20 protein-coding genes are annotated in these 20962 nt (G+C 59.3%); 4 read left to right on the forward strand and 16 right to left on the reverse strand.

Annotated elements, in window-relative coordinates:
* Positions 1–33: 33 nt before the first annotated feature.
* The 10 genes from V8Z78_RS04890 to V8Z78_RS04935 form a co-directional block, all read right to left on the reverse strand.
* Positions 34–939 (reverse strand): class I SAM-dependent methyltransferase, encoded by a 906-nt coding sequence (locus V8Z78_RS04890; RefSeq protein ID WP_314351701.1) that lies wholly within the window; start codon positions 937–939, stop codon positions 34–36.
* On the reverse strand, positions 939–1556 hold the full coding sequence (locus tag V8Z78_RS04895) for a DUF1415 domain-containing protein (RefSeq protein ID WP_003062011.1): 618 nt from the start codon (positions 1554–1556) through the stop codon (positions 939–941). Before V8Z78_RS04895 ends, V8Z78_RS04890 begins: the two co-directional genes overlap by 1 nt.
* Positions 1557–1711: 155 nt before the next feature.
* Entirely contained in the window at positions 1712–2890 is a 1179-nt protein-coding gene (locus tag V8Z78_RS04900) for a deoxyguanosinetriphosphate triphosphohydrolase (RefSeq protein ID WP_057091536.1), read from the reverse strand.
* An 84-nt stretch (positions 2891–2974) separates the two neighbouring features.
* Positions 2975–4072: a 3-dehydroquinate synthase gene (gene aroB, locus V8Z78_RS04905; protein WP_046461057.1), complete on the reverse strand. Its 1098-nt coding sequence runs from the start codon at positions 4070–4072 to the stop codon at positions 2975–2977.
* A gap of 55 nt (positions 4073–4127) precedes the next feature.
* Positions 4128–4673: a shikimate kinase gene (locus tag V8Z78_RS04910; protein ID WP_349731006.1), complete on the reverse strand. Its 546-nt coding sequence runs from the start codon at positions 4671–4673 to the stop codon at positions 4128–4130.
* Between the two features lie 114 nt (positions 4674–4787).
* On the reverse strand, positions 4788–6902 hold the full coding sequence (locus tag V8Z78_RS04915; protein WP_349731007.1) for a type IV pilus secretin PilQ: 2115 nt from the start codon (positions 6900–6902) through the stop codon (positions 4788–4790).
* Positions 6899–7450 carry a pilus assembly protein PilP gene (locus V8Z78_RS04920; RefSeq protein WP_034357416.1) on the reverse strand — a complete coding sequence of 184 codons (552 nt, stop codon included), beginning with the start codon at positions 7448–7450 and terminating at the stop codon, positions 6899–6901. The genes V8Z78_RS04915 and V8Z78_RS04920 overlap by 4 nt, the downstream gene beginning before the upstream one ends.
* Positions 7447–8121, reverse strand: a complete 675-nt coding sequence (locus tag V8Z78_RS04925) for a type IV pilus inner membrane component PilO (protein ID WP_003061994.1) — start codon at positions 8119–8121, stop codon at positions 7447–7449. The genes V8Z78_RS04920 and V8Z78_RS04925 overlap by 4 nt, the downstream gene beginning before the upstream one ends.
* Positions 8121–8732, reverse strand: a complete 612-nt coding sequence (locus tag V8Z78_RS04930; protein WP_012837038.1) for a PilN domain-containing protein — start codon at positions 8730–8732, stop codon at positions 8121–8123. Before V8Z78_RS04930 ends, V8Z78_RS04925 begins: the two co-directional genes overlap by 1 nt.
* Entirely contained in the window at positions 8729–9811 is a 1083-nt protein-coding gene (locus V8Z78_RS04935; protein ID WP_012837037.1) for a pilus assembly protein PilM, read from the reverse strand. The genes V8Z78_RS04930 and V8Z78_RS04935 overlap by 4 nt, the downstream gene beginning before the upstream one ends.
* Positions 9812–10161: 350 nt before the next feature.
* On the opposite strand from V8Z78_RS04935, the gene V8Z78_RS04940 reads away from it, so the two are divergent.
* A complete protein-coding gene (locus tag V8Z78_RS04940; protein WP_280032022.1) occupies positions 10162–12492 on the forward strand; it encodes a penicillin-binding protein 1A in 2331 nt (776 codons plus the stop codon).
* Positions 12493–12559: 67 nt separating this feature from the next.
* On the opposite strand, the gene cyaY is transcribed toward V8Z78_RS04940, so the two are convergent.
* Positions 12560–12901, reverse strand: a complete 342-nt coding sequence (gene cyaY / locus V8Z78_RS04945; protein WP_003061987.1) for an iron donor protein CyaY — start codon at positions 12899–12901, stop codon at positions 12560–12562.
* Positions 12902–12913: 12 nt separating this feature from the next.
* Here cyaY and lptM point away from each other — a divergent pair, with 12 nt between their 5' ends.
* Positions 12914–13162: an LPS translocon maturation chaperone LptM gene (lptM, locus tag V8Z78_RS04950; protein WP_279090798.1), complete on the forward strand. Its 249-nt coding sequence runs from the start codon at positions 12914–12916 to the stop codon at positions 13160–13162.
* 74 nt (positions 13163–13236) lie between these two features.
* The gene (locus V8Z78_RS04955) at positions 13237–14064 is read left to right on the forward strand and encodes an oxygen-binding di-iron domain-containing protein (protein WP_279090796.1); all 828 of its coding nucleotides are present in this window, start codon (positions 13237–13239) and stop codon (positions 14062–14064) included.
* Here the strand turns inward: V8Z78_RS04955 and msrQ are convergent.
* The 5 genes from msrQ to V8Z78_RS04980 all read right to left on the reverse strand — a co-directional run bounded on the left by msrQ (position 14028) and on the right by V8Z78_RS04980 (position 20106).
* Entirely contained in the window at positions 14028–14660 is a 633-nt protein-coding gene (gene msrQ, locus V8Z78_RS04960) for a protein-methionine-sulfoxide reductase heme-binding subunit MsrQ (protein WP_279090794.1), read from the reverse strand. The genes V8Z78_RS04955 and msrQ overlap by 37 nt on opposite strands.
* Positions 14660–15652, reverse strand: coding sequence for a protein-methionine-sulfoxide reductase catalytic subunit MsrP (msrP, locus tag V8Z78_RS04965; protein ID WP_279090791.1), 993 nt, complete (start codon positions 15650–15652; stop codon positions 14660–14662). Before msrP ends, msrQ begins: the two co-directional genes overlap by 1 nt.
* Positions 15653–15846: 194 nt before the next feature.
* Positions 15847–17181, reverse strand: coding sequence for a c-type cytochrome biogenesis protein CcsB (gene ccsB, locus V8Z78_RS04970; RefSeq protein WP_349731008.1), 1335 nt, complete (start codon positions 17179–17181; stop codon positions 15847–15849).
* Positions 17178–19352, reverse strand: a complete 2175-nt coding sequence (locus tag V8Z78_RS04975; RefSeq protein ID WP_349731009.1) for a cytochrome c biogenesis protein ResB — start codon at positions 19350–19352, stop codon at positions 17178–17180. Before V8Z78_RS04975 ends, ccsB begins: the two co-directional genes overlap by 4 nt.
* Positions 19353–19482: 130 nt before the next feature.
* Positions 19483–20106, reverse strand: a complete 624-nt coding sequence (locus V8Z78_RS04980; RefSeq protein WP_003061979.1) for a c-type cytochrome — start codon at positions 20104–20106, stop codon at positions 19483–19485.
* 77 nt (positions 20107–20183) lie between these two features.
* Here V8Z78_RS04980 and yihA point away from each other — a divergent pair, with 77 nt between their 5' ends.
* On the forward strand, positions 20184–20924 hold the full coding sequence (gene yihA / locus V8Z78_RS04985; protein ID WP_349731010.1) for a ribosome biogenesis GTP-binding protein YihA/YsxC: 741 nt from the start codon (positions 20184–20186) through the stop codon (positions 20922–20924).
* Positions 20925–20962 lie beyond the last annotated feature (38 nt).

A 20962-nucleotide genomic window follows, 5' to 3' on the forward strand; every position in this document is an offset into this window, starting at 1 on the left:
GCGGGCCCGGCAGAGCTCATGCTTCAAGCCTGCTCAGTCCGCGCTGGTTTGCTGCAAATGGGGATAGCGCACGCCAGCCAGGCCTTCCAGTCCAAACTCGGCGAGCAGCTGACGCAGGCGTTGCGCCGCACTGCGCTTTTTCTGTCCCGTATAACGGGCCACAATCAATTCGTTTTTCATGCTGTGCTCCCAGCCCACCAGCTCGGTGACTGTGACCTGGTAGCCGCAAGCCTCCAGATACAGACAGCGCAGCACATTGGTAATCTGACTGCCCATCTCGCGAGTGTGGATCGGGTGACGCCACAACTCGGCCAGCGGAGTACGCGCCAGGCTCATGGCCTTGGTCTGGCGCAGACATGCAGCTACCTCGGCCTGGCAGCAAGGCACCAGCACCATGGCCTTGGCCTGCTTTTCCAGCCCGAAGGCGATCGCATCATCAGTCGCCGTATCGCAGGCGTGCAAGGCCGTGACCACGTCAAACTGCGAAGGCATGAAGTCTGCTCGCGTGGACTCGGCCACCGACATATTGAGAAACTCCATGCGCTCGAAGCCAAGTTCAGCCGCCAGCTTCTGAGATGCCTCGACCAAAGGCGCACGCGTCTCGATACCGAAAATCCGGCCCTGAGCCAAGGCCTTGAAATACAGGTCGTAAAGAATGAACCCCAGATAGGACTTGCCCGCACCATGGTCAGCCAATGTCACGGCATGCCCATCCTTGGACAGCTCGGCAAGCAAAGGTTCGATGAACTGATAGAGGTGATAGACCTGCTTGAGCTTGCGGCGCGAATCCTGATTGAGCTTTCCCTCGCGCGTGAGGATATGCAGGGCCTTGAGCAACTCAAGGCTCTGGCCGGGCTTGAGCCCCAGTTGCTCGGCGATATCAAGTGCCCCTGCTTTGGCGGGCTTTTGCAGGCTCTGCTTTTTATCGGTCTTGCCCATCACTTCTCTGCCTTCGTCTGACCATGGCCGGTCACGGGGCAGCGAGCCCCGACATCCAGGTCCAGCCAGCCTTCGATGCCGATCTTTTCCAGCGTTTCCATATTGCGCTCGTATATCGTTTCGGCTTCCGGAAACACCTCCACAGCCTTGTCGATACTGTCTTCGCGCAGCAAGTGCAATATGGGATAGGGAGCACGATTGGTGCAGTTGGTAACGTCGTCCACATCCGTGCCCTCAAACTGAAATTGAGGATGGAACGAGGCCACCTGCAAGATGCCGCCCAGATCCAGCTCCTCGATCATGGCATCCGCCACTTCAAGAAAGTCATTGAAGTCCAGAAAATCCTGCAGGGCATGGGGCAGTATCAGCAGTGTGGTGTCGCGTTTTTCTGCGTTGGCTTCGGCCAGGGCCTCAAGCTCGCGATGCAGAGCCTCGGCAACAGCCTCCGCATCGGTCGCATCGCTGACGGCGTAGTGGATCTGAGCCTTGACATGCACGCCTTTGGCGAAAGGGCATAGGTTGAGACCTATCACGGCCTTTTCCAGCCAGCGCACGGTATCCGCAATCACAAGCTCCGGCGGGAAAGCCTGATCGGCGATGGTTGAAGTTTCGGTCATGACAGGGCCCTCCAAAATGCAAACGGGGGCCATCGCCCCCAAAGAATGCGCACTGGGCGGGAAATATTCCGGCTCTAGATACACAGAACCGCTATTTTAGCGATCCGGCCTGTGCCATGCTCGCCACTGGCAGCAAGACCGTTGAGGAGCTTCCTTCAGGCCTCGCCCAGCAGCCTGAGCCCGGTGATGCGCTCATGCTCTCGCGCCGCATAACGATCCGTCATACCCGCAATAAAGTCTGCCACCACTCGCGCACGTTCATGCAGGGTAGTGACGATATGGGCACGCTGAACAAAGCGCGGCTTCATGCGTTCAGGCTCCACCATATAAGCAGCAAACAGCTCTTTCACAACTTGCTGGGCACTGTTCATGGTCTGCATGACTTGAGGATGCCGATAGAGCTGCCTGAACAAGAACTGCTTTAGCACCAGAGACTGCGCTTTCATCTCTTCGCTGAAACCGATCAGCGTCCGGCCGTGCTGACGAACCTCCTGCACCGAGCGCACAGCCGCCTGCTCAATACCGGCCTGTGAGTGATGGATGACGTCATAGACCTGGTCACTGAGCATGCGGCGAATGCTCTCATAGAGCAGCTTGCGCTGAGCATCCGGCAGAGCCAGATCGGGCCAATCCGCCAATGTCGAGGCGTAATAGCGGGCAAACAACGGCACGGCTTCACGCAGCTGGGCCATGGTGATCAAACCCGATCGAACGCCGTCGTCCACATCGTGGGCGTTATAGGCAATCGCATCCGCCAGATTGCATAGCTGCGCCTCCAGAGAAGGCTGAGTGCCATCCAGAAAACGCTGAGCCACGCCGCCGGGCTCACGTGCATTCAGCAATTGCGCATTGTTGGGCGAGCAATGCTTGAGAATTCCCTCGCGCGTTTCAAAAGTCAGGTTCAGACCGTCAAAGGCAGGATAACGCTCCTCCAACCTGTCCACTACACGCAGACTTTGCAGATTGTGCTCAAAACCGCCATGGGGCTTCATGCACTCATTGAGCGCGTCTTGCCCCGCATGTCCAAAAGGTGTGTGCCCCAGATCATGCGCCAGACAGATGGCTTCAACCAGGTCTTCATCCAGCCGCAAAGAACGCGCGATGGAGCGCCCCAGTTGTGCCACTTCCAGAGAATGCGTGAGCCGGGTTCGGAACAGATCGCCCTCATGGTTCACAAAGACCTGGGTCTTGTAAACCAGTCGCCTGAAGGCCGAGGAGTGAACAATGCGATCCCGATCGCGCTGAAAGTCGCTGCGCGTGGGAGCCGGGGGCTCAGCAAAGCGACGCCCGCGGCTTTGCTGGGGATGGCAGGCATAGGAAGCCAGAGCGGTCATGCAAATCGCCTCAACAACTCGATGCAATGACTCTAACAGCTATGGTCTCGCTTCCCCCAGGGTCTGCTCACATAGCGCCATCCATCAAGCGCAGCAACTCTCGATCACTTCACGCACCAGAGCGTCGGGTGCCGACCTCATCACCGCCTTGCCGGGACCATCGATCAGCACAAAGCGGATTTCACCGGCTTCGGATTTCTTGTCGACCCGCATCAGCTCCAGATAGCGACCAGCATTGTCCTGGACATCGATGACCGCTGCGCGCACCGGCAAGCCTGCTCGCTCAATCAGCTTGCGCAGACGCGAGACAAAGCTCGCCTCCACCAGGCCAAGACGTTGGGACAGCTCCGCCGCCATCACCATGCCTGCCGCCACACCTTCACCGTGCAGCCAGTTGCCGTAGCCCATGCCGGCCTCGATCGCATGACCGAAGGTATGACCAAAATTGAGAATCGCGCGCAGACCTGCTTCCTTCTCGTCCTGCCCCACGACCCAGGCCTTGATCTCCACACTTCGCTTGACGGCATGGACAAGCATGTCGCGATCGCGGCGCAGCAGGCCATCCATGTTCTGCTCAAGCCAGTCGAAGAACTGCATATCGGCAATAGGGCCGTATTTGATGATTTCCCCCAGACCTGCGCTCAACTCGCGCTCGGGCAGGGTATCCAGCGTAGCAAGATCGCAGAGCACCAGCTGCGGCTGGTAGAAGGCCCCAATCATGTTCTTGCCCAGCGGGTGGTTGATGGCAGTCTTGCCCCCCACCGAAGAATCGACCTGGGACAGCAGCGTGGTCGGCACCTGCACAAAAGGCACGCCACGCATATAGCTGGCGGCAGCAAAGCCCGTCATATCCCCCACAACACCGCCACCCAGTGCAAACAGCACCGTCTTGCGGTCACAACCATGCTGCAGCAGGGCATCAAAAATCAGGTTCAGAGTCTGCCAGTCTTTATGCGCTTCGCCATCGGGCAACACCACCTCGTGAACCTGAGCGTATTGGCCGCTCAAGGCCTGCTTGAGCGTAGACAGATAAAGCGGGGCCACGACATCATTCGTCACGACCAGAGCCGCCGCCGCCTTGGGCAATGCCTGCCAAGTGGAGCTCTGGGCCAGCAAGCCCTCTGCAATCACGATGGGATAGCTGCGCTCTCCCAGATCAATATGCACCGTTTCCACGTTCAACCTCTCTCAAAATACATAGCAGGAACCACACGCAGTGTATTGACCAACAAGCTTTTCAGCGCAATCCGGAATGCTGACCGAGTTCAATCTGCATGGCCACTCGCTGAGCCACCTGCGTGGCGGACAGGCCGCTGCCCGCCACCACAAAATCTGCAACCTCCTTGTAGAGCGGATCTCTGATGGCATGCAAATCCAGCAAGCGCTGCAAAGGATTGTCCACTTGCAGCAAGGGACGCTGAGTATCCCGCTGCAGGCGCTTGGCAATCTCATGCGGTGATGCACTCAGATAGACCACCTGTGCATGCTCGGCCAGCTCTTGCCGGTTTTCAGCCTTCAGCACGGCACCGCCACCTGTGGCAACCACCGTTTTCTCAGGTCGCGCCAGCAGCGCTGCCAGCACCTCTTGCTCTACATCCCTGAATCTGGACTCGCCTTCCTTGGCAAAAAAATCGCGAATCATGCAGCCGATATGCTCTTCGATGGCCACATCCACATCCACAAAAGGCATAGACCAACGCTTGGCCAAATAGCGTCCGATGGTGGATTTGCCGGAGCCTGGCAAACCCACAAGGGCAATATGAAATTTCTTTAGAACAGTCATCGCGTTACCGTCATCCGCCAATCTGGCCAGCCCATGATTCTCGCAGCCCGCAGATATTACAAATGAAAAGGCCCGCATCAACTCGTGCGGGCCCTATGTAAAAACTGATAACAGTTATTTGCTGGTGCTGCGCGCCTGGCTCAGCATCTTGGGAGTGATGAAAACCAGCATTTCACGCTTGCTCGAAGCCTTGGTGTTGCTACGGAACAAATGCCCCAACACAGGCAGATCTCCGAACAGCGGTACCTTGTTGAGCTGGTTGGTTTCCTCCAGTTCAAAGATACCGCCAATCACGACCGTGCCGCCATTCTCGACCAGCACCTGGGTCTTGACATGTTTGGTATCAATGGCGACGCCCTGAGTCGTGGTCTCACCGCGACTGTCCTTGTTCACATCCAGATCCAGAATGATGTCGCCTTCAGGGGTAATTTGCGGAGTCACTTCCAGCTTCAGCACGGCCTTCTTGAACGAGATGGTCGTGGCGCCATTCGGCGCAGTCACGGAGTATGGGTATTCCGTGCCTTGCTCGATCAATGCCTTGTTCTGGTCTGCCGTCACCAGACGGGGGTTGGAGATGATCTTGCCGTCGCCTTCTGCTTCCAAAGCGGACAGCTCCAGGGACAGGAAACGTGTCATCGAGCTATTGAAGACAGAGAATGCGACCTGACCCACAGTGTTGATTCCCGAAACACTGGCGGGCAAATTGACAAAATTGCCACTGGGGAACTTGGAGCTTGATCCCGAGCTGCTATCAGGCAGGAACTGAGACGATGTCATGGAGGCATTGCTGCCAACAGCCCCTCCGCCAAACTTCACACCCAGCGAACGGCCAAAGGTATCGCGTGCCTCCACAATGCGGGCCTCGATCATGACCTGGCGCACCGGCACATCCAGCGTTGCCAGCAAAGCCTTCATTTCTTCCAGCTTGGTCGGCGTATCCGTCACAAACAGCTGATTGGTGCGTGGCTCGGAAATGGCGGAGCCTCTCGACGACAGAAAGCGCGTGCTGGACCCTGTACCGCCTGCACCGCCGCCGCCTGTCGAAGTCGTGATCTGCTGCAGAATGTCCGCCGCCTTCGCATAGTTGAGCTGGAAGCCTTGCGTGCGCAAAGGCTCCAGCTTCTGGATTTCCATGGCCGCTTCGTAGTCACGCTTGGTCCGCGCGTCAATCTCGTCCTTGGGAGCGATCCAGAGCACGGAGCCGGACTTGCGCATGCCCAGCCCCTTGGCATCCATGATGATCTGAAGAGCCTGGTCCCATGGCACATCCTTCAGACGCAGAGTCAAGGCACCTGTCACCGTATCCGAGGTGACGATATTGAAGTTGGTGAAGTCCGCGATGACCTGCAGCAAAGAGCGCACTTCAATATTCTGGAAATTGAGCGACAGCTTTTCGCCGCTGTAGCCCGGGCCTTGCGTCAACTTGCTGGTGTCGACCTTTTTCTGACGCACTTCCACCACGAACTGATTGTCGCTCTGGTATGCGCTGTGCTCCCAATCACCCACAGGGTCAATGCGCATCCGAACACGATCGCCTTGCTGAGTGGTCGATATCGTTTGCACAGGCGTACCGAAATCTCCCACATCGAGCTTCTTGCGCAAATTTTCAGGCAGAGCTGTACGCAGGAAGTCCACCGTCAGGCCCTTGCCCTCCTGCCGCAGATCCACCCCCACCTGGCTGCTGCCAAGGCTGACTACAACCCGGCCGGAGCCATCGCTACCACGGCGAAAGTCGATACCGCGAATCGGAGCGGCATCAGAGGCTGCCGTCTTGTTCTCGAACACCGGTGCCATGACAGGAGTCGCAGCTGCAGCGGTTGTCGCGGCACCTGCGGGATCAAGCAAGATCAGCAAAGATTTGCCCTGGCGCTGCAAGCGATAGGTCGTAGCCGTCTTCAGATTCAATACCAGGCGTGAGCGACCCGATGCTTCCACCAGATTTGCCGAGCGCAGATTGCCCTGATTGAATTCAAGCAACGACTTGCCCGAGCCATTGCTCACACCCGGAAAATCCAGAGCGATACGCGCCGGAGACTGAACCACGAATCCGGTCGGGTCTGCAGCCAGCGGTTCGGACAGCTCGACACGGACGACCTCGGAGCCTGACTGCAAAGCGCCTGTAACAGCCTCAATACGGGCTTGCGCCCAAGCTGCCGAAGAAAGCAAAAGGCCGCTCAGGGTCAGACCCCAACGGGCCTTCGCCATAGTGCTGCGATTAATACCCATCATTTGCCGACCTCCTGCAACTCCAAAGTGCTTGTTCTTTCAATCCAGTCACCACCGCCATCCTGGACAATTTCTCTTAGCTGGATGGAGTTTTCCGTAATCTTGGTGATCTTTCCGTAGTTCTGCCCCAGATAGTTGCCGACACGTACCTGATAGAGCAGGCCGCCGACTTTGACCAAGGCCGTGGGCACGTTCTTTTTGTCGAGACTGCCCACCATGGTCATGGTGTCCAGCGGCTCGGCCTCCAGCGGCTCCTTGCGGCGACTCAGCTCTGGCGTGAGCAACGCCGTGCTGATGTTGGATTGCGCAGACTCCTTGCGCAGCACCTGGATCAGCTTGAGCGGATTAAAGGGATCCATGCCATCAGCCCCTGTATAGGCCTGGGGCTTGAAAGGCTTGGGCTCCTCCAGAGGAGTCACGCGAGGCTTGGCATTGGCACGCTCCTGGGCCATCCACTCACGCAGTTGCTCCTCCTCGGAGGAGGTGCAGCCCGCCAGCAAAGCACTGCTCATCAGGACCAGCCAGACAGGGCTCAAGAATGCTCTGCTCATTTCTTCCCCTTGGCCGCGTCACGCTGCGCCTTGACTTCGTCCGCATCCAGATATCGGAAGGTCCGTGCCGTGGCATCCATGGACAGCACATCCGTGTCCTTGCCGCCCGGGGCGATGGACAGATTGTTCAAGGTCACGATACGGGACAGGAAAGCGATATCCGAGGCAAAAGCACCGATGTCGTGATAGCGTCCCGTCACCTTCAGGGTGATTGGCAGCTCGGCGTAGTACTCCTTGGTCACCATGGCGCCAGGGCGGAATACTTCAAACTGCAGACTACGCCCCAAGCCGGCCTGGTTGATATCGGAAAGCAGAGCAGCCATCTCCGCCTTGCTGGGCAGTTGCTTTTCCAGCTGCGTCACATACTGCTGCACCTGCTCGCGCTGCTTCTTCAAGCCCTCCAGGCTCACCGCCTTGACCATTTTCTTGGAGTAGTCTTCGCGCAGAGTCACCTCGGTCGCACGCTCGGCGTCGAGCTCTGCCTCGTAATCCTTCAGAACGACGAACCACAGCAAGGCAGCGACAGCGACTGCAACGGCCACATACAGCAGTGCCTTGGGCAAGGCTGGCCAGACCGAGGGGTCATTGGGGTCCAGATTCCGGAATTGGCGCTGAATCCTCTCTTGCAGCGCAGCGAAATCGATGTCCAGAGATTTCTTCTTTTTTGCCATTACTGCGCCTTCACAGAAGAGCTTGCAGCAAGCAGATTTTTCTCCGCATCGCTGGCCCTGGTCAGATTGAAGCGCAATGTGAATGCAGCTGCACGGCGCTTATCCTTGGCAGTCACATCAACAGTCTTGGCCACAATTTCCATCAGCTCCGGCTTGGAGAACCAGGGCGAGCCATCCGTAAGATTGCGCAGCATCTCGGAAATACGTTCATTCGACTGTGCAGTTCCCTGCATGGTCACCGACAAGCCTTCTTGCTTGATGCTGCTGATGTAGACACCGTCCGGCAGTTGCTTGACTAGCTCATTGAGCATGTACACCGGCAGGTTGCGGTCGGACTGTAGATCCTCCACCGCCTTCTGCCGTGCACGCAGAGCGGTGATTTCGGCCTCGAGCCCCTCGATTTCCTTGATCTGTGTTTCCAGGACCTTGATTTCGGAGCGCAGCAGATTGTTCTTGTTCTGCTGGCCCTCGATCATCATCTGGAAGTACCAGTAAATCAGTGCTGCGATCAGCAGTCCACCCAGTGCGCCCAGCACCATATTGACCTGAAACGCCTCTTTACGGCGTTTCTTGGCCGCCTCGCGGTGCGGTAAAAGGTTAATCAGTATCACTCTTGAAACCTCCGCATGGCCAAACCGCAAGAGGTCAGATAGGACGGCGCTTCACGCGCCATCTTCTTCAGACGCACGCCGCTGCCAATTTCCATGCCTTCAAAGGGATTGGCAAGACTGCAGGCACATCCCGTCTGCTGGCTGACGGCATCCACCAGCCCCGGCAAGGACGACGATCCACCTGCCAGCAAAACATGATCGACGCGGTTATAGGGAGTACTCGTGAAAAAGAACTGCAACGCTCGCGCCACTTCCTGGGTCAGGCTTTGCACAAAGGGCTTGAGCACACCAGCCGCGTAGTCGTCCGGCAATTCGCCGCTGCGCTTCTTGGCCTCCGCCTCTTCCGGAGAAAAACCGTACTGGCGTGCAATCAACTGGGTAAGCTGTGCGCCGCCAAAGGCCTGATCACGCTCATACAGCACCTCGTCATTGCGAAGCACCTGCATGCTGGTGGTCATTGCTCCCACCTCGAACAGCGCCACAACGGCGTCACGCCCGGCATTGGGCAAACGCGACACCAGACGCGTTGCCGCCATTCGGGCAGCGTAGGGCTCGATATCGATCACCATGGGCTTGAGACCGGCTGCCTCGGCCAGGCCCTGGCGGTCCTGCACTTTTTCCTTGCGCGATGCAGCGATCAGCACATCCACATCGCCAGGCGACACCAGCGACGGACCTATGACACAGAAATCCAGGCTCACCTCATCGAGCGAGAACGGAATGTATTGATTGGCTTCGGACTCGACCTGAACTTCCATTTCCAGCTCGGTCAAGCCGGCTGGCAAGGTGATCTTCTTGGTAATCACCGCAGCGGCAGGCAGTGCCATGGCCACTTGCTTTGTACGCGTTCCGCTTTTCTTGACCAGGCGGCGCACAGCCTCCGCCACCTCATCAAATTTCTCAATATTGCCGTCGGTGATCCAGCCTTTTTCAAGAGGCTCAATCGCACAACGCTCCAGTTGCCACTCGCCGGATTTGCTTTTGGCCAGCTCGACCAGCTTCACGCTGGAGGAGCTGACATCAATGCCAAGCAAAGGTGCAGGCTGACGGCTGAATAAAGAACTCAGAGCAATCAACATGCCCCCCCAGGTTTGTAAGAATGGAAACAAAAGCCAGCAATACCCCGGAATCCTAGCAGCAAGCTATAGCAGCACATGCTTTGCTGCAGCGCTTTTCACCGTATTTCGTGGTCAAAAAAAAGACAAACTTGTGTAACGTCAAACCGCAAGAACCTCAGCCCTTGCGCATACTGGTGCTTACCCTGTGATTTAGGATTCAATCAAAGCGCGGCACCCACCCGGCCGCCACGATGCTTTTCCGGGCGGCATTTCTATAATGCCCTACCCCTTGCCAATACTGCGAAATGCCGCCATCAGAACATTCTGCTCACCAGGCACCTGCGCCTGGGTCTCAAACTCCCAAAAAACGCATGCACTGGCTGCCGCGTTCCATTTTCTGGCTGATCGGACTTGCCGTCGCCGCCGCCCTGGCCGTGTTGCTGGCCGTGGCCGTGGCGCTGGCCATGGCTTACCCCAATCTTCCAGACGTCTCCGAACTTGCAGACTACCGCCCCAAGCTACCGCTGCGGGTCTACTCCAGCGAAGGCGCTCTGCTGGGCGAATTTGGGGAGGAGCGTCGCACCCTGACGCCCATCAACGAGATCCCCAAGGTCATGACGGATGCCGTGCTGGCCATCGAAGACACCCGCTTCTTCGAGCATGGCGGCGTGGACTACAAGGGCATGCTGCGTGCTGCGCTGGCCAACCTGGGCAAGGTCAAGAGCCAGGGCGCCTCGACCATCACCATGCAGGTCGCACGCAATGTCTACCTCTCTTCCGAGAAGACCTATACCCGCAAGATCTACGAAATCCTGCTGACCTTCAAGCTTGAGCACTTGCTCACCAAGGAACAGATCCTCGAGATCTACATGAACCAGATTTTCCTTGGCAACCGTGCCTATGGCTTTGCAGCAGCCTGTGAAGCCTATTTCGGTCATCCGCTCAAGGACATCACGGTGGCCGAAGCCGCCATGCTGGCAGGCCTGCCCAAGGCTCCATCGGCCTACAACCCGATCAGCAACCCCAAGCGCGCCCGCATCCGCCAGCTCTACATCATCGAGCGCATGGAGGAAAACGGTTTCATCACTGCAGATCAGGCCAAGCAGGCCCGCGAAGAGCCGCTCAAGCTGCGTACTGCCGCCAGTTCGACCCGTGTACATGCAGAGTACGTGGCTGAAATGGCCCGTCAACTGATCTTTGCCCAATACGGCAGCGACGCCTATACCCGCGGCCTGAACGTCTACACCACCCTCAATGCCGGTGAACAAGAGGCTGCCTACAAGGCTTTGCGCGAAGGCATCATGAACTACGAACGCCGCCAGAAGTACCGCGGCCCCGAGAAGTTCATCACTCTGCCAGCCAACGCTCAGGAGCTGGAAGACGCCATCGACGATGCCCTGGCCAACCATCCCGACAACGGCGATGTGGTTGCGGCCGTGGTGCTGGAAGCCTCGCCGCGCAAGATTGTCGCGGCCCGTGCGGACGGTACCCATTTCGAGATCACGGGCGACAACCTCAAGCCCGCCGAATCCGGCCTCAGCCCCAAGGCACCGCCCAATATCAAGATCCGCCCCGGTGCCGTGATCCGCGCCATCAAGAACGCCAAGGGTGCCTGGGAAATCACCCAGCTACCCGAAGTCGAGGGTGCTTTTGTGGCCATGTCCACGCAAACCGGCGCCATCCGCGCGCTGATCGGTGGTTTCGACTTCGAAAAGAACAAGTTCAACCACGTGACCCAGGCCTGGCGCCAGCCCGGCTCCAGCTTCAAGCCCTTCATCTACTCGGCGGCGCTGGAGCACGGTTTCTCGCCCTCCACCATGATCAACGACGCACCGATCTTCTTCAGTGCAGCAACCACCGGTGGTCAGCCCTGGGAGCCCAAGAACTACGACGGCCGCTACGACGGCCCCATGACCATGCGTACGGGCTTGAACAAGTCCAAGAACATGATCTCCATCCGGTTGCTGCAGGCCATCGGTCCCAAGACTGGACAGGAATGGGCGACGCGCTTTGGCTTTGACGCCGCCAAGCAGCCCGCTTACCTGACCATGGCTTTGGGCGCCGGTTCCGTCACGCCGCTGCAGATGGCGGGAGCCTATTCGGTGTTTGCCAACGGCGGCCACCGCATCAACCCCTGGCTGATTGCCCGCGTGACAGACCACAAGGGTCGCATCCTCTCCGAGTTCACGCCGCCAGCGGTGAAGGAGCTGCCCCAGGCCATCCCCGAGCGCAATGCCTTCCTCACCGGTACCCTGCTCAATGATGTGGCACGCGTGGGCACGGCTGCACGTGCCCAGGCCACACTCAAGCGCCCCGACCTGTATGGCAAGACCGGCACCACCAATGACTCGGTGGACGCCTGGTTTGCCGGCTACCAGCCCAGCATTGCCGCAGTCTCCTGGATTGGCTACGACACTCCGCGCAACCTGGGTTCGCGCGAAACCGGTGGCGGCCTGAGCCTGCCCATCTGGATCAATTTCATGCAGCACGCACTCAAGGGTGTGCCGGTGGCCGAAGTGCAGACCCCGCCCGGCGTGGTCAATATGGGCGGCGACTGGTATTACGAAGAAAACGCCCGCAACGGCGGCGTCTCCAGCCTCGGTATGGAAGGCGCCTCCGATCCTGGCAACGCAGGCCCGGGTGCCACCCAGCCGCCTGCCGCAGAGGAGCGCAGCCGCATTCTGGACCTGTTCAGAAACTAAGCCCTCGCAAAGCAAAAAGCCTGCCTCTCGTCGAGGCAGGCTTTTTTTATTCCAGCGCCCTGAAGACTCAGGCCAGGGCCTTGAACTCCAGAGCCATGCCCGACTGCTCGCTTGCATATTGCGTCAGATTGGCAAAGAACTCGCCAGCACCCTTGGTGTCCAGCCAGACTTTCTTGTCCTCGTCAAAGCGATAGTGAAAGCCACCTGCCTTGGCCGCCAGCCAGATTTCATGCAGGGGTTTTTGCTGGTTGATGACAATCTGGCTGCGATTGGCAAACACCAAAGTCACCATGCCGCCCACACGCTGGGCATCAAGGTCGGCATCGGTTTCGTCATTGATGCGATCACAGCATTGCTCCACAGCCAGCAGAAGTTGGTCGGCGCGATCCAGATATTCAAGGTCAGTCATTACAATTTGCCCATGTTGAAAGCCAACCAAATTTTAGTCAGGAGCATTGCCCTTGCGGCTTGTGCGGCGTCCCTGGCAGCACTTTCCGCCTGCGGGCAAAAAGGCCCGCTCTATCTGCCTACAGATCCTGCGGCGCAGGGTCGCGCCACGCTGCCCGAAACGCTTGGCATTTCCCCCAAGCCTTCCAGCGCAGCAACACCCGCAACGAAAGCCACGCCGATAGAGGCTGACGAGATTCCCCAGATCGATGCCAAGCCCTGAGGCTTGATGCACATCAACATGGCGCCCGGACTTACTCTCTAGAGTGATGGCATCTTGTCCTTTGACAAACTGCCATGTCCATTGAGCTCTATCGCGACAAAAACCACGTCTGTCTGATGTTCACCGACCTCATCGAAGAGGACGGTCAGGCCATTCAGGCCAATCAGTTCCTGATCGTGGACAACGGCACGGGCGCCATCATTGATCCCGGTGGCAACCTGGCTTTCAACGAGCTGTTCATGGGCATGTCGCGGCATTTCCCGCCGCAAAAGCTCGCCTATCTGATTGCCTCGCATGCCGACCCGGACATCATCGCCTCGCTGGATCGCTGGATGAGCAGCACGCGCGCACAACTGGTCATCTCGCGCATCTGGGAGCGCTTTGCACCGCACTTCACCAAGGTGGGCAAGACGGAAAACCGCGTCATCGGCGTACCTGACTCGGGCGGACGCCTGCCTCTGGGCCATAGCGAGCTAGTGCTGCTGCCCGCGCATTTTCTCCATGCCGAGGGGAACTTTCACTTCTACGACCCCATCAGCAAGATTCTGTTCACGGGCGACCTCGGCGTTTCTCTGACCACCGGCGCAGAAGCGCAGAAGCCCGTCACCGACCTCGCTCCTCATATCTCGCGCATGGAAGGCTTTCACCGCCGCTACATGGTCTCCAACAAGATTCTGAGGCTATGGGTGCAGATGGCACGGCAGTTGCCCATAGACATGATCGTGCCCCAGCATGGCGCGCCCATCATGGGCAAACAGGCGATTGGCGACCTGCTCAACTGGCTCGAAGGCCTGCAATGCGGAATCGACCTGTTCGACCAGCGCGCTTACCAGCTGCCTTCAGCCGAGATCGACCCGATCTCGCGTCAGGTACGTCCGCCGCTGCGCGCCGTGGCCGGTTGATTGCTTCTGAGTGCACGCAGCACTCGCCAGCCAAGCAAGCTACCGAGAATGGCCGCATAGACGGCCACCTCGGCAAAATTGTTCTTTCCGGCGCGCATCCAGAAAAAATGCAGCAAAGCCAGAGGCACCGCCACATAGACGGCACGGTGCAGCCATTGCCAGCGCTTGCCGCCCAAAGCCCTGAGCATGAACTTTGGCGAAGTGACGGCCAGCACCAGCAGCAGCAGCCAGGTGCTGAAACCTACCAAGATGAACGGGCGCTTGGGAATATCGGCCACGATATCGCCCCAGTCCAGCCCCATGTCGAACCAGGCATAGCAAAGCAGGTGCAGACAGGCGTAGAAGAACACGTACAGGCCCAGCATGCGCCGGTAACGCACCAGCAGATTCCAGCCGCTGATCTGGCGCAGCGGCGTCACTGCCAGCACGATGCAGAGAAAACGCAGAGTCCAGTCGCCCGTGCTGCGCAGCAGGGCTTCGGCCGGATTGGCCCCCAGCCCGTCGGTGAACGCCGCATAGAACAGCCATGCGCAAGGCAGCAGGCATAGCGTGAAGACCAGTGGCTTGGCCCAGGGCCTGAGCAACCAGGCCTGCATCAGTAGAACTTCTTCAGGTCCATGCCCGCATACAGCGACGCCACCTGATCGCCATAGCCATTGAACAGCAAGGTCTTGCGGCGCTTGGCGAACAGCCCGCCCTCGCCGATGCGCCGCTCGGTGGCCTGGCTCCAGCGCGGATGATCAACCTCGGGATTCACATTCGAATAAAAGCCGTACTCGTTGCGTGCCGCCTTGTTCCAGGCGGTGCCTGGCTCCTTGTCGGTCAGACGGATCGCCACCAGCGACTTGGCGCTCTTGAAACCATATTTCCAGGGCACGACCAGACGCAGCGGCGCACCATTCTGGTTGGGCAGTACCTCGCCATACATGCCGAAGGCCAGCAGCGTCAGCGGGTGCATGGCCTCATCCAGCCGCAAGCCTTCGGTATAGGGCCAGTCCAGCACGCCGCTTCTGAGTCCGGGCATCTGGGCCTTGTCGGCCAGGGTGACGAATTCCACATACCTGGCGCCGGAGAGCGGCTGCACTTTCTTCAGCAACTCGGACAGCGAGTAGCCGACCCAGGGGATGACCATGGACCAGCCCTCCACGCAGCGCAGGCGGTAGATGCGCTCCTCCATGGGCGCGAGCTTGAGCAGGCTTTCGATATCCAGGGTCTGCGGCTTGTGCACCAGACCTTCTATGCGCACCGTCCAGGGCCGGGTCTTGAGCGTGTGCGCATTGCGTGCAGGCTCGTCCTTGTCCAGACCGAACTCGTAGTAGTTGTTGTAGCCCGTGGCGTCCTTGTAGGCCGTGGCGGCTTCCACCGTCATGGCCCCGGCAAGCTTGCTGGGCTGGCCCTTGAGAGGCGGCAGGCTGCCGCGTTCGGTCGCCGCCCATGCATCACGGCCGGCCCAGCCGGCCAAGGTGGCGCCCGCCGCCCCCATGGCCAGGGTCTGCAGAAAATCCCGGCGCTGCAGGTATTGGGTCTGAGGCGTGATCTCGCTGGCCAGTGGATGCTCGAAGCCTTGGTTACGGTGACGTATCAGCATAGGAGTGCTCCCAAACGACAATCAAGAGTAGTGCGATTTGGAAGCCCTCTGCGTCAGCAAAGTTCCCCCGAAGTGCGCAATAAAAAAGGAGCTGCTTGCGCTTGACGATCAATGGTTTCAGATTGTTTTCAACCTGAAATCCTTATTCAATCAGCGCAAGCAGCTCCTGTTTTTTGGAGTGCTTGTTACGCGGCCTACAGTTCGCCGTAGCTGTGCAGGCCCGACAGGAACATGTTCACGCCCAGGAAGGCAAAGGTGGTGACGGCCAGACCCGCCAGCGCCCACCAGGCGGACACCGTGCCGCGCAGGCCCTTCATCAGGCGCATGTGCAGCCAGGCTGCATAGTTGAGCCAGACGATCAGCGCCCAGGTTTCCTTGGGGTCCCAGCTCCAGTAACCGCCCCAGGCCTCGGCCGCCCACAGAGCGCCGAGCACGGTGGCGATGGTGAAAAAGGCAAAGCCCACGGCGATGGCCTTGTACATCACGTCATCCAGAATCTCGAACGAAGGCAGGCGGGCCGCAATGCGCTTGCGCGAGAGCAGGATGCCGGCCACGATCAGGGCCGAGATGCCGAAGTACACCATCCAGTAGCTGCCGCCGTTCTCGGTCGCGCCCTTGCGAAAGACGATGGGCTCGAAGCACAGCACCACGCCCAGCAGCCACAGCGGCGCAAGCTTGTACCACTTGGTCTCGGTGGCCTGCTGCTTGATCAGATAGGCAAACGCCACCATGGCCGACAGCGCGAACGTGCCGTAGCCTATGAAGTTGGCGGGCACATGCAGCTTCATCCACCAGCTCTTGAGAGCCGGCACCAGAGGCTGAATCTCATGGGCCTGGCGCACCAGCGTGTACCAGAGCAGAAAGCCCACGGCCGCGCTGACCACCAGCATCACAAAGCCGCCCAGGGCACGCGTGTCGTAATGCTGCTCGTAGTACAGATAGAAAATGGCCGTCATCCAGCAGAACATGACGAACACTTCGTAGAGATTGCTGACGGGGATATGGCCGATGTCCGGACCCAGCAGATAGCTCTCGTACCAGCGTACCATGGTGCCAATCAGCGCCATGGCCACGGCCAGCCACGCCAGGCGAGAGCCCAGCAGCGACATCACCGAGCGCTCGCCCTTGGCAAACACGCCTATCCAGTAGAAGACCGTGCTGATGAAGAACACCATGCTCATCCACAGGATGGCGGACTGGCTGGAGAGGAAGTACTTCAGGCCGAAGACGGTCTCCGACCGTGCCAGTTCGCCGCCATCTCCTCCCTGGTACAGACCGATGGCCATCAGCGAGAAGCCGGCCACGGTCAGCATCAGCACCGCCAGCGGGCGCCAGAACCAGCCCATCCAGATCATGGCCGGGATGGTCGCCAGCAAAATGCCCTTCTCATACACATCCATATAGGCGGCGTAGCGCTGCAGCGCATAGCCCAGGCCCACGGCCACCACGACCGCGAACAACCAGTCAAACCAGTTGCGGCGGGCGAAATAGCCTTCATTCAGAGTCAATGTCGTGGTTGCGGTGTTCATACAGAACCTCCGGGAGTCTTCTTTTGTAAGGGCTTGGCCCCGATCAGCTTGTCAGCCAGCATGACGAATTCGCGGTCGCCATCCATGGTCTTGCGGTTGGTGGACAAGGCCATGTTCGCATGGCTGCCACCATTCGCAGGGGTCAGCCAGATCCAGATGCGGCGGTCACGCACGTACAGCATGGCAAAAACGCCGAGGATCAGGAAGAGGCAACCCAGGTAAACAATGTTTTTACCGGGAGCTCGCGCCACCTGGAACACGCTGGCCTGAACCTGCTTGAAGTCCTGCAGCATGAAGACCACGGGCGCTGGGTAGAACTGCGCGTCGCTGAGCGAGAACACCGATTGCGTCATGAAGGCCTGGGTCTTCTCGTCGTTCTCGAAAGGCTTGAGCCCCGCCTGCTGGCGCACCTGCTGGGCCAGCTCGAACAGCACGCCGTTGAGAATCCGCACCAGCACCTCGCCGGCGCGCTCGCGCTCGGCCTCGGGCACATTGCTGTCCATGAAGTCCGATATCGCCTGCAAACCACCCAGCTGGCGGCCGTCAGGACCCTTGAGCTTGGCGTCCTGGCCGGCAAACAGCTCCAGCGCCTTGAGCGCGGACTGCGTCAGCGGCTCGGCCAGCTCGGGCTTGGAGACATCGACCGCACGCTGCACATAGGCGCGCGCCGCCTTCTCGGCCTGGGCCTTGTTCTGCATGGCCTGGCGCAGCTGCATGAAGGTGTTCATCGTGCCTTCAGGATCGGCAGGCACGCGCAGATAGCGCATCTGGTCGGCCTGATTCTCACGCACGCCAAGCAGGAAGACGGGCTGGCCCTCGCCCGTGTCCACGGGCAGCATATAGTTCTGGAACTCGCGCGCCTGACCCGAGGCATCGCGCAGCTTGTAGCCCACGCTGGGGCCGATATTGCGCAAATCCTTTTTGTCCGTGGTCTTGTGGGCAGCGCCCAGACGCTCGTCGATGGCCAGCTTCAGGTCGACCTTGCGCACATCGGTGCCGGCCTTGTCCTGGCCGCCGAAGTTCTCCACATTGATGGTGCGCAGCGCCGTGTACTCCAGAGTCACCTTGTCCTGCTGGCCATCGGCCAGCTTGCGCACGAACTCGGTGGAGTTGCCGATCACGCCCTCCACGTCGAAGGGCTGGGAGACGCCGTCCATGGGCACGGCATGCAGCTTGACGCTGGAGCCGCCGTCATCGAAGCTGCTCTGGTAGATCTCTATGCCCTTGTAGCTGGCCGGATGGTTCACTTCCACGCGCTTTTCCAGCTTCTCGCCGGTGGCGCGGTCATGAATCACTATATCGCTGGCAAACAGCTTGGGCATGCCGGTGGAGTAGTACTCCACGATGAATTTCTTGAGTTCCACCGAAAATGGCAGATCTTGCAGCAAGATGCCATCCGATTGATTCAGGATCGCAGTACCGGACTGCGTGCCTTCGGACACCATGAGGTTACCGCGAAAGGTCGGATTCTTGATCGACAGACGATGCTCGGGCGCCACGTCCGAGATCATGCCGCCGCCGGTATAAGGCGTTTTGCCGCCCAGCAGCATCTGGGCCCGCACGATGAGATCGCCGTCAAACAGCCCGCCAATGCAGATCAGCACGATCGCGCAATGCGCGGCGATATAGCCCAGCTTGTTGGCCGCACCGGCCTTGGCTGCCAGCATCCAGCCGGTACCGGGCCCGGCCGCCGTGTCGCGCTGCTGCATCTTGACCTTCCAGCCGCCAGACACCAGTTGCTGGCCGATGCGCTTGGCCGCCTCTTCGGTGCTGCCAGCCACATCCGCCTCGGCGCGATGATGGAAAGCCTTGAGGCTTTGCTCGCGGAGATTCTCCTTGTAGTTGCGGATGTCGGCCAGATATTTGGGAGCATGGCGGCTCACGCACAGCGAGGTGCTGATGACCAGGAAGGCCAGAATCAGCAGAAACCACCAGGCGCTGTAGACCGCATTGAGCTTCAGCGCCAGAAACAGCTGCGCCCAGAAGGGACCGAACTGGTTGACATAGTTGACCAGCGGTTCATGTTGCTTGAGCACCGTGCCGATGACCGATGCGATGCAGATCACCGTGAGCAGTGAAATCGCAAAGCGCATGGAGGCCAGCAACTCCAGAGTCGCGCGCACTGCCTGTGAGCGAGAGGAGTCACGATCGCGAAGTGGAAGGTCTGACATGAGGATGAGATAGAGCCGAACGCAAAAAGGCGGGCCATCTGCTGAACTAGCCGATGGGCCCGCCTGACTTGGGGGGTGCCAGATGCCTGAAAGTTCCCGGAGTCACCCGCGCATCTGGTGAAAAGGATTTTTAACGCAAGCCAGCTATATAGTCTGCCACGGCCTTGATTTCGCGATCATTAAGCTTGGCAGCAACCTGGGCCATGGGAATGCTATTGCTGCGCTTGCCGTCGCGGAAGTCCGTCAACGACTTCACGGTGTATTCCGCATGCTGACCCGACAGACGCGGGTACTGGGCCGGAATGCCGGAGCCGTTGGGGCTGTGGCAGCTCGCGCAGGCGGCAATCTGGCGATCCTGAATGCCGCCGCGATAAATGCGTTCACCCAGGGCGATGGAGTCCTTGTCCTTGGAGAAGCCGTTCTTGGGTGCCTGGGTATGCAGCCAGGCCGCAATGTTCTGCATGTCGCCATCGCTGAGCGTGGCGGCGAAGCCCTTCATCACCGGGTCATTGCGCTTGCCATCCTTGAACTCGCGCAGCTGCTTGACCAGATACTCGGGGTGCTGGCCTGCCAGCTTGGGCTGCAGGGGAATGGTGGAATTGCCGTCTGCGGCGTGACAGGCGGCGCAAACCGCCCCATAACTGGCTTGCCCTTTGGCAGCATCCGCCTTCACAGGTGTTTCTCCCGCCGAAAATGCGGGGAAGGCAGGTGCTGCGAAAATGGCAGCAGTCAGCAAAGAGGCAAGCAACTTCATATCAAGGGGCTGGGTCTATTGTTGAGAGCGCGAATCCGTCAAATTCTACAATGGGCCTCCCTGAAATAGTTACCGTCATGACCCATGCTTCCCCGGATACCACTGCCGGAAAAACACTTTCTTTGATCGACAGCAAGCTTGCGATGGGCTGGATGCACACCGCGCGCTTTTTCACGACTGCGGCCCAGCTCAACCAGCTGCCCAAAGTCGACGTTCCCGAGATTGCCTTCGTCGGTCGCTCCAACGCCGGCAAGTCCACCGCCATCAATACGCTGACCCAGCAAAAGCAGCTGGCTTTCGCTTCCAAGAAGCCTGGCCGCACCCAGCACATCAACCTGTTTGCGCTGGGCAAGCAGGGCGTGACCGATGCCGTGCTAGCCGACCTGCCCGGCTACGGCTACGCTGCCGTCTCGCGCACCGACAAGGAGCGCTGGCAGCGCGTCATGCTCAACTATCTGATGAGCCGCGAAAGCCTCTCTGCAGTGGTGCTGCTGTGCGACCCGCGCCTGGGCCTGACCGAACTCGACGAAGCCCTGCTGGATGCCATCCGTCCGCGCGTGGAGCAAGGTCTGAAGTTCCTCATCGTGCTGACCAAGGCCGACAAGCTGACCCGCGCCGAGCAGGCCAAGATCCTGTCCATCACCAAGCTCAATGCGGGCGGTGGCGAGGTGCGCCTGTTCTCCGCCCTCAAAAAGCAGGGCGTGGACGATGTGGCCCAGCTGCTGTGGCACTGGTGCCACCCCGAGGGGTTGCCCCAGGTGGCTCCCGTCACCCAAGCGACGCCCGCAGACGAGACACCTGCGCAAAATCAGCCATAGGCGCTTATCTTGCAAGCGCCAGAAGCTACAAAAAGGAG

The organism is Comamonas sp. wu1-DMT, from assembly GCF_040187805.1.
Taxonomy (GTDB): domain Bacteria; phylum Pseudomonadota; class Gammaproteobacteria; order Burkholderiales; family Burkholderiaceae_C; genus Comamonas; species Comamonas thiooxydans.

Excerpts from the sequence above, each read along its gene's own strand:
- V8Z78_RS04890 (WP_314351701.1), bottom strand. The coding sequence starts at position 939 with ATGGGCAAGACCGATAAAAAGCAGAGCCTGCAAAAGCCCGCCAAAGCA.
- V8Z78_RS04895 (WP_003062011.1), bottom strand. The coding sequence starts at position 1,556 with ATGACCGAAACTTCAACCATCGCCGATCAGGCTTTCCCGCCGGAGCTT.
- V8Z78_RS04900 (WP_057091536.1), bottom strand. The coding sequence starts at position 2,890 with ATGACCGCTCTGGCTTCCTATGCCTGCCATCCCCAGCAAAGCCGCGGG.
- V8Z78_RS04910 (WP_349731006.1), bottom strand. The coding sequence starts at position 4,673 with ATGACTGTTCTAAAGAAATTTCATATTGCCCTTGTGGGTTTGCCAGGC.
- V8Z78_RS04915 (WP_349731007.1), bottom strand. The coding sequence starts at position 6,902 with ATGATGGGTATTAATCGCAGCACTATGGCGAAGGCCCGTTGGGGTCTG.
- V8Z78_RS04920 (WP_034357416.1), bottom strand. The coding sequence starts at position 7,450 with ATGAGCAGAGCATTCTTGAGCCCTGTCTGGCTGGTCCTGATGAGCAGT.
- V8Z78_RS04925 (WP_003061994.1), bottom strand. The coding sequence starts at position 8,121 with ATGGCAAAAAAGAAGAAATCTCTGGACATCGATTTCGCTGCGCTGCAA.
- V8Z78_RS04935 (WP_012837037.1), bottom strand. The coding sequence starts at position 9,811 with ATGTTGATTGCTCTGAGTTCTTTATTCAGCCGTCAGCCTGCACCTTTG.
- V8Z78_RS04940 (WP_280032022.1), top strand. The coding sequence starts at position 10,162 with ATGCACTGGCTGCCGCGTTCCATTTTCTGGCTGATCGGACTTGCCGTC.
- cyaY (WP_003061987.1), bottom strand. The coding sequence starts at position 12,901 with ATGACTGACCTTGAATATCTGGATCGCGCCGACCAACTTCTGCTGGCT.
- lptM (WP_279090798.1), top strand. The coding sequence starts at position 12,914 with ATGTTGAAAGCCAACCAAATTTTAGTCAGGAGCATTGCCCTTGCGGCT.
- V8Z78_RS04955 (WP_279090796.1), top strand. The coding sequence starts at position 13,237 with ATGTCCATTGAGCTCTATCGCGACAAAAACCACGTCTGTCTGATGTTC.
- msrQ (WP_279090794.1), bottom strand. The coding sequence starts at position 14,660 with ATGCAGGCCTGGTTGCTCAGGCCCTGGGCCAAGCCACTGGTCTTCACG.
- msrP (WP_279090791.1), bottom strand. The coding sequence starts at position 15,652 with ATGCTGATACGTCACCGTAACCAAGGCTTCGAGCATCCACTGGCCAGC.
- ccsB (WP_349731008.1), bottom strand. The coding sequence starts at position 17,181 with ATGAACACCGCAACCACGACATTGACTCTGAATGAAGGCTATTTCGCC.
- V8Z78_RS04975 (WP_349731009.1), bottom strand. The coding sequence starts at position 19,352 with ATGTCAGACCTTCCACTTCGCGATCGTGACTCCTCTCGCTCACAGGCA.
- V8Z78_RS04980 (WP_003061979.1), bottom strand. The coding sequence starts at position 20,106 with ATGAAGTTGCTTGCCTCTTTGCTGACTGCTGCCATTTTCGCAGCACCT.
- yihA (WP_349731010.1), top strand. The coding sequence starts at position 20,184 with ATGACCCATGCTTCCCCGGATACCACTGCCGGAAAAACACTTTCTTTG.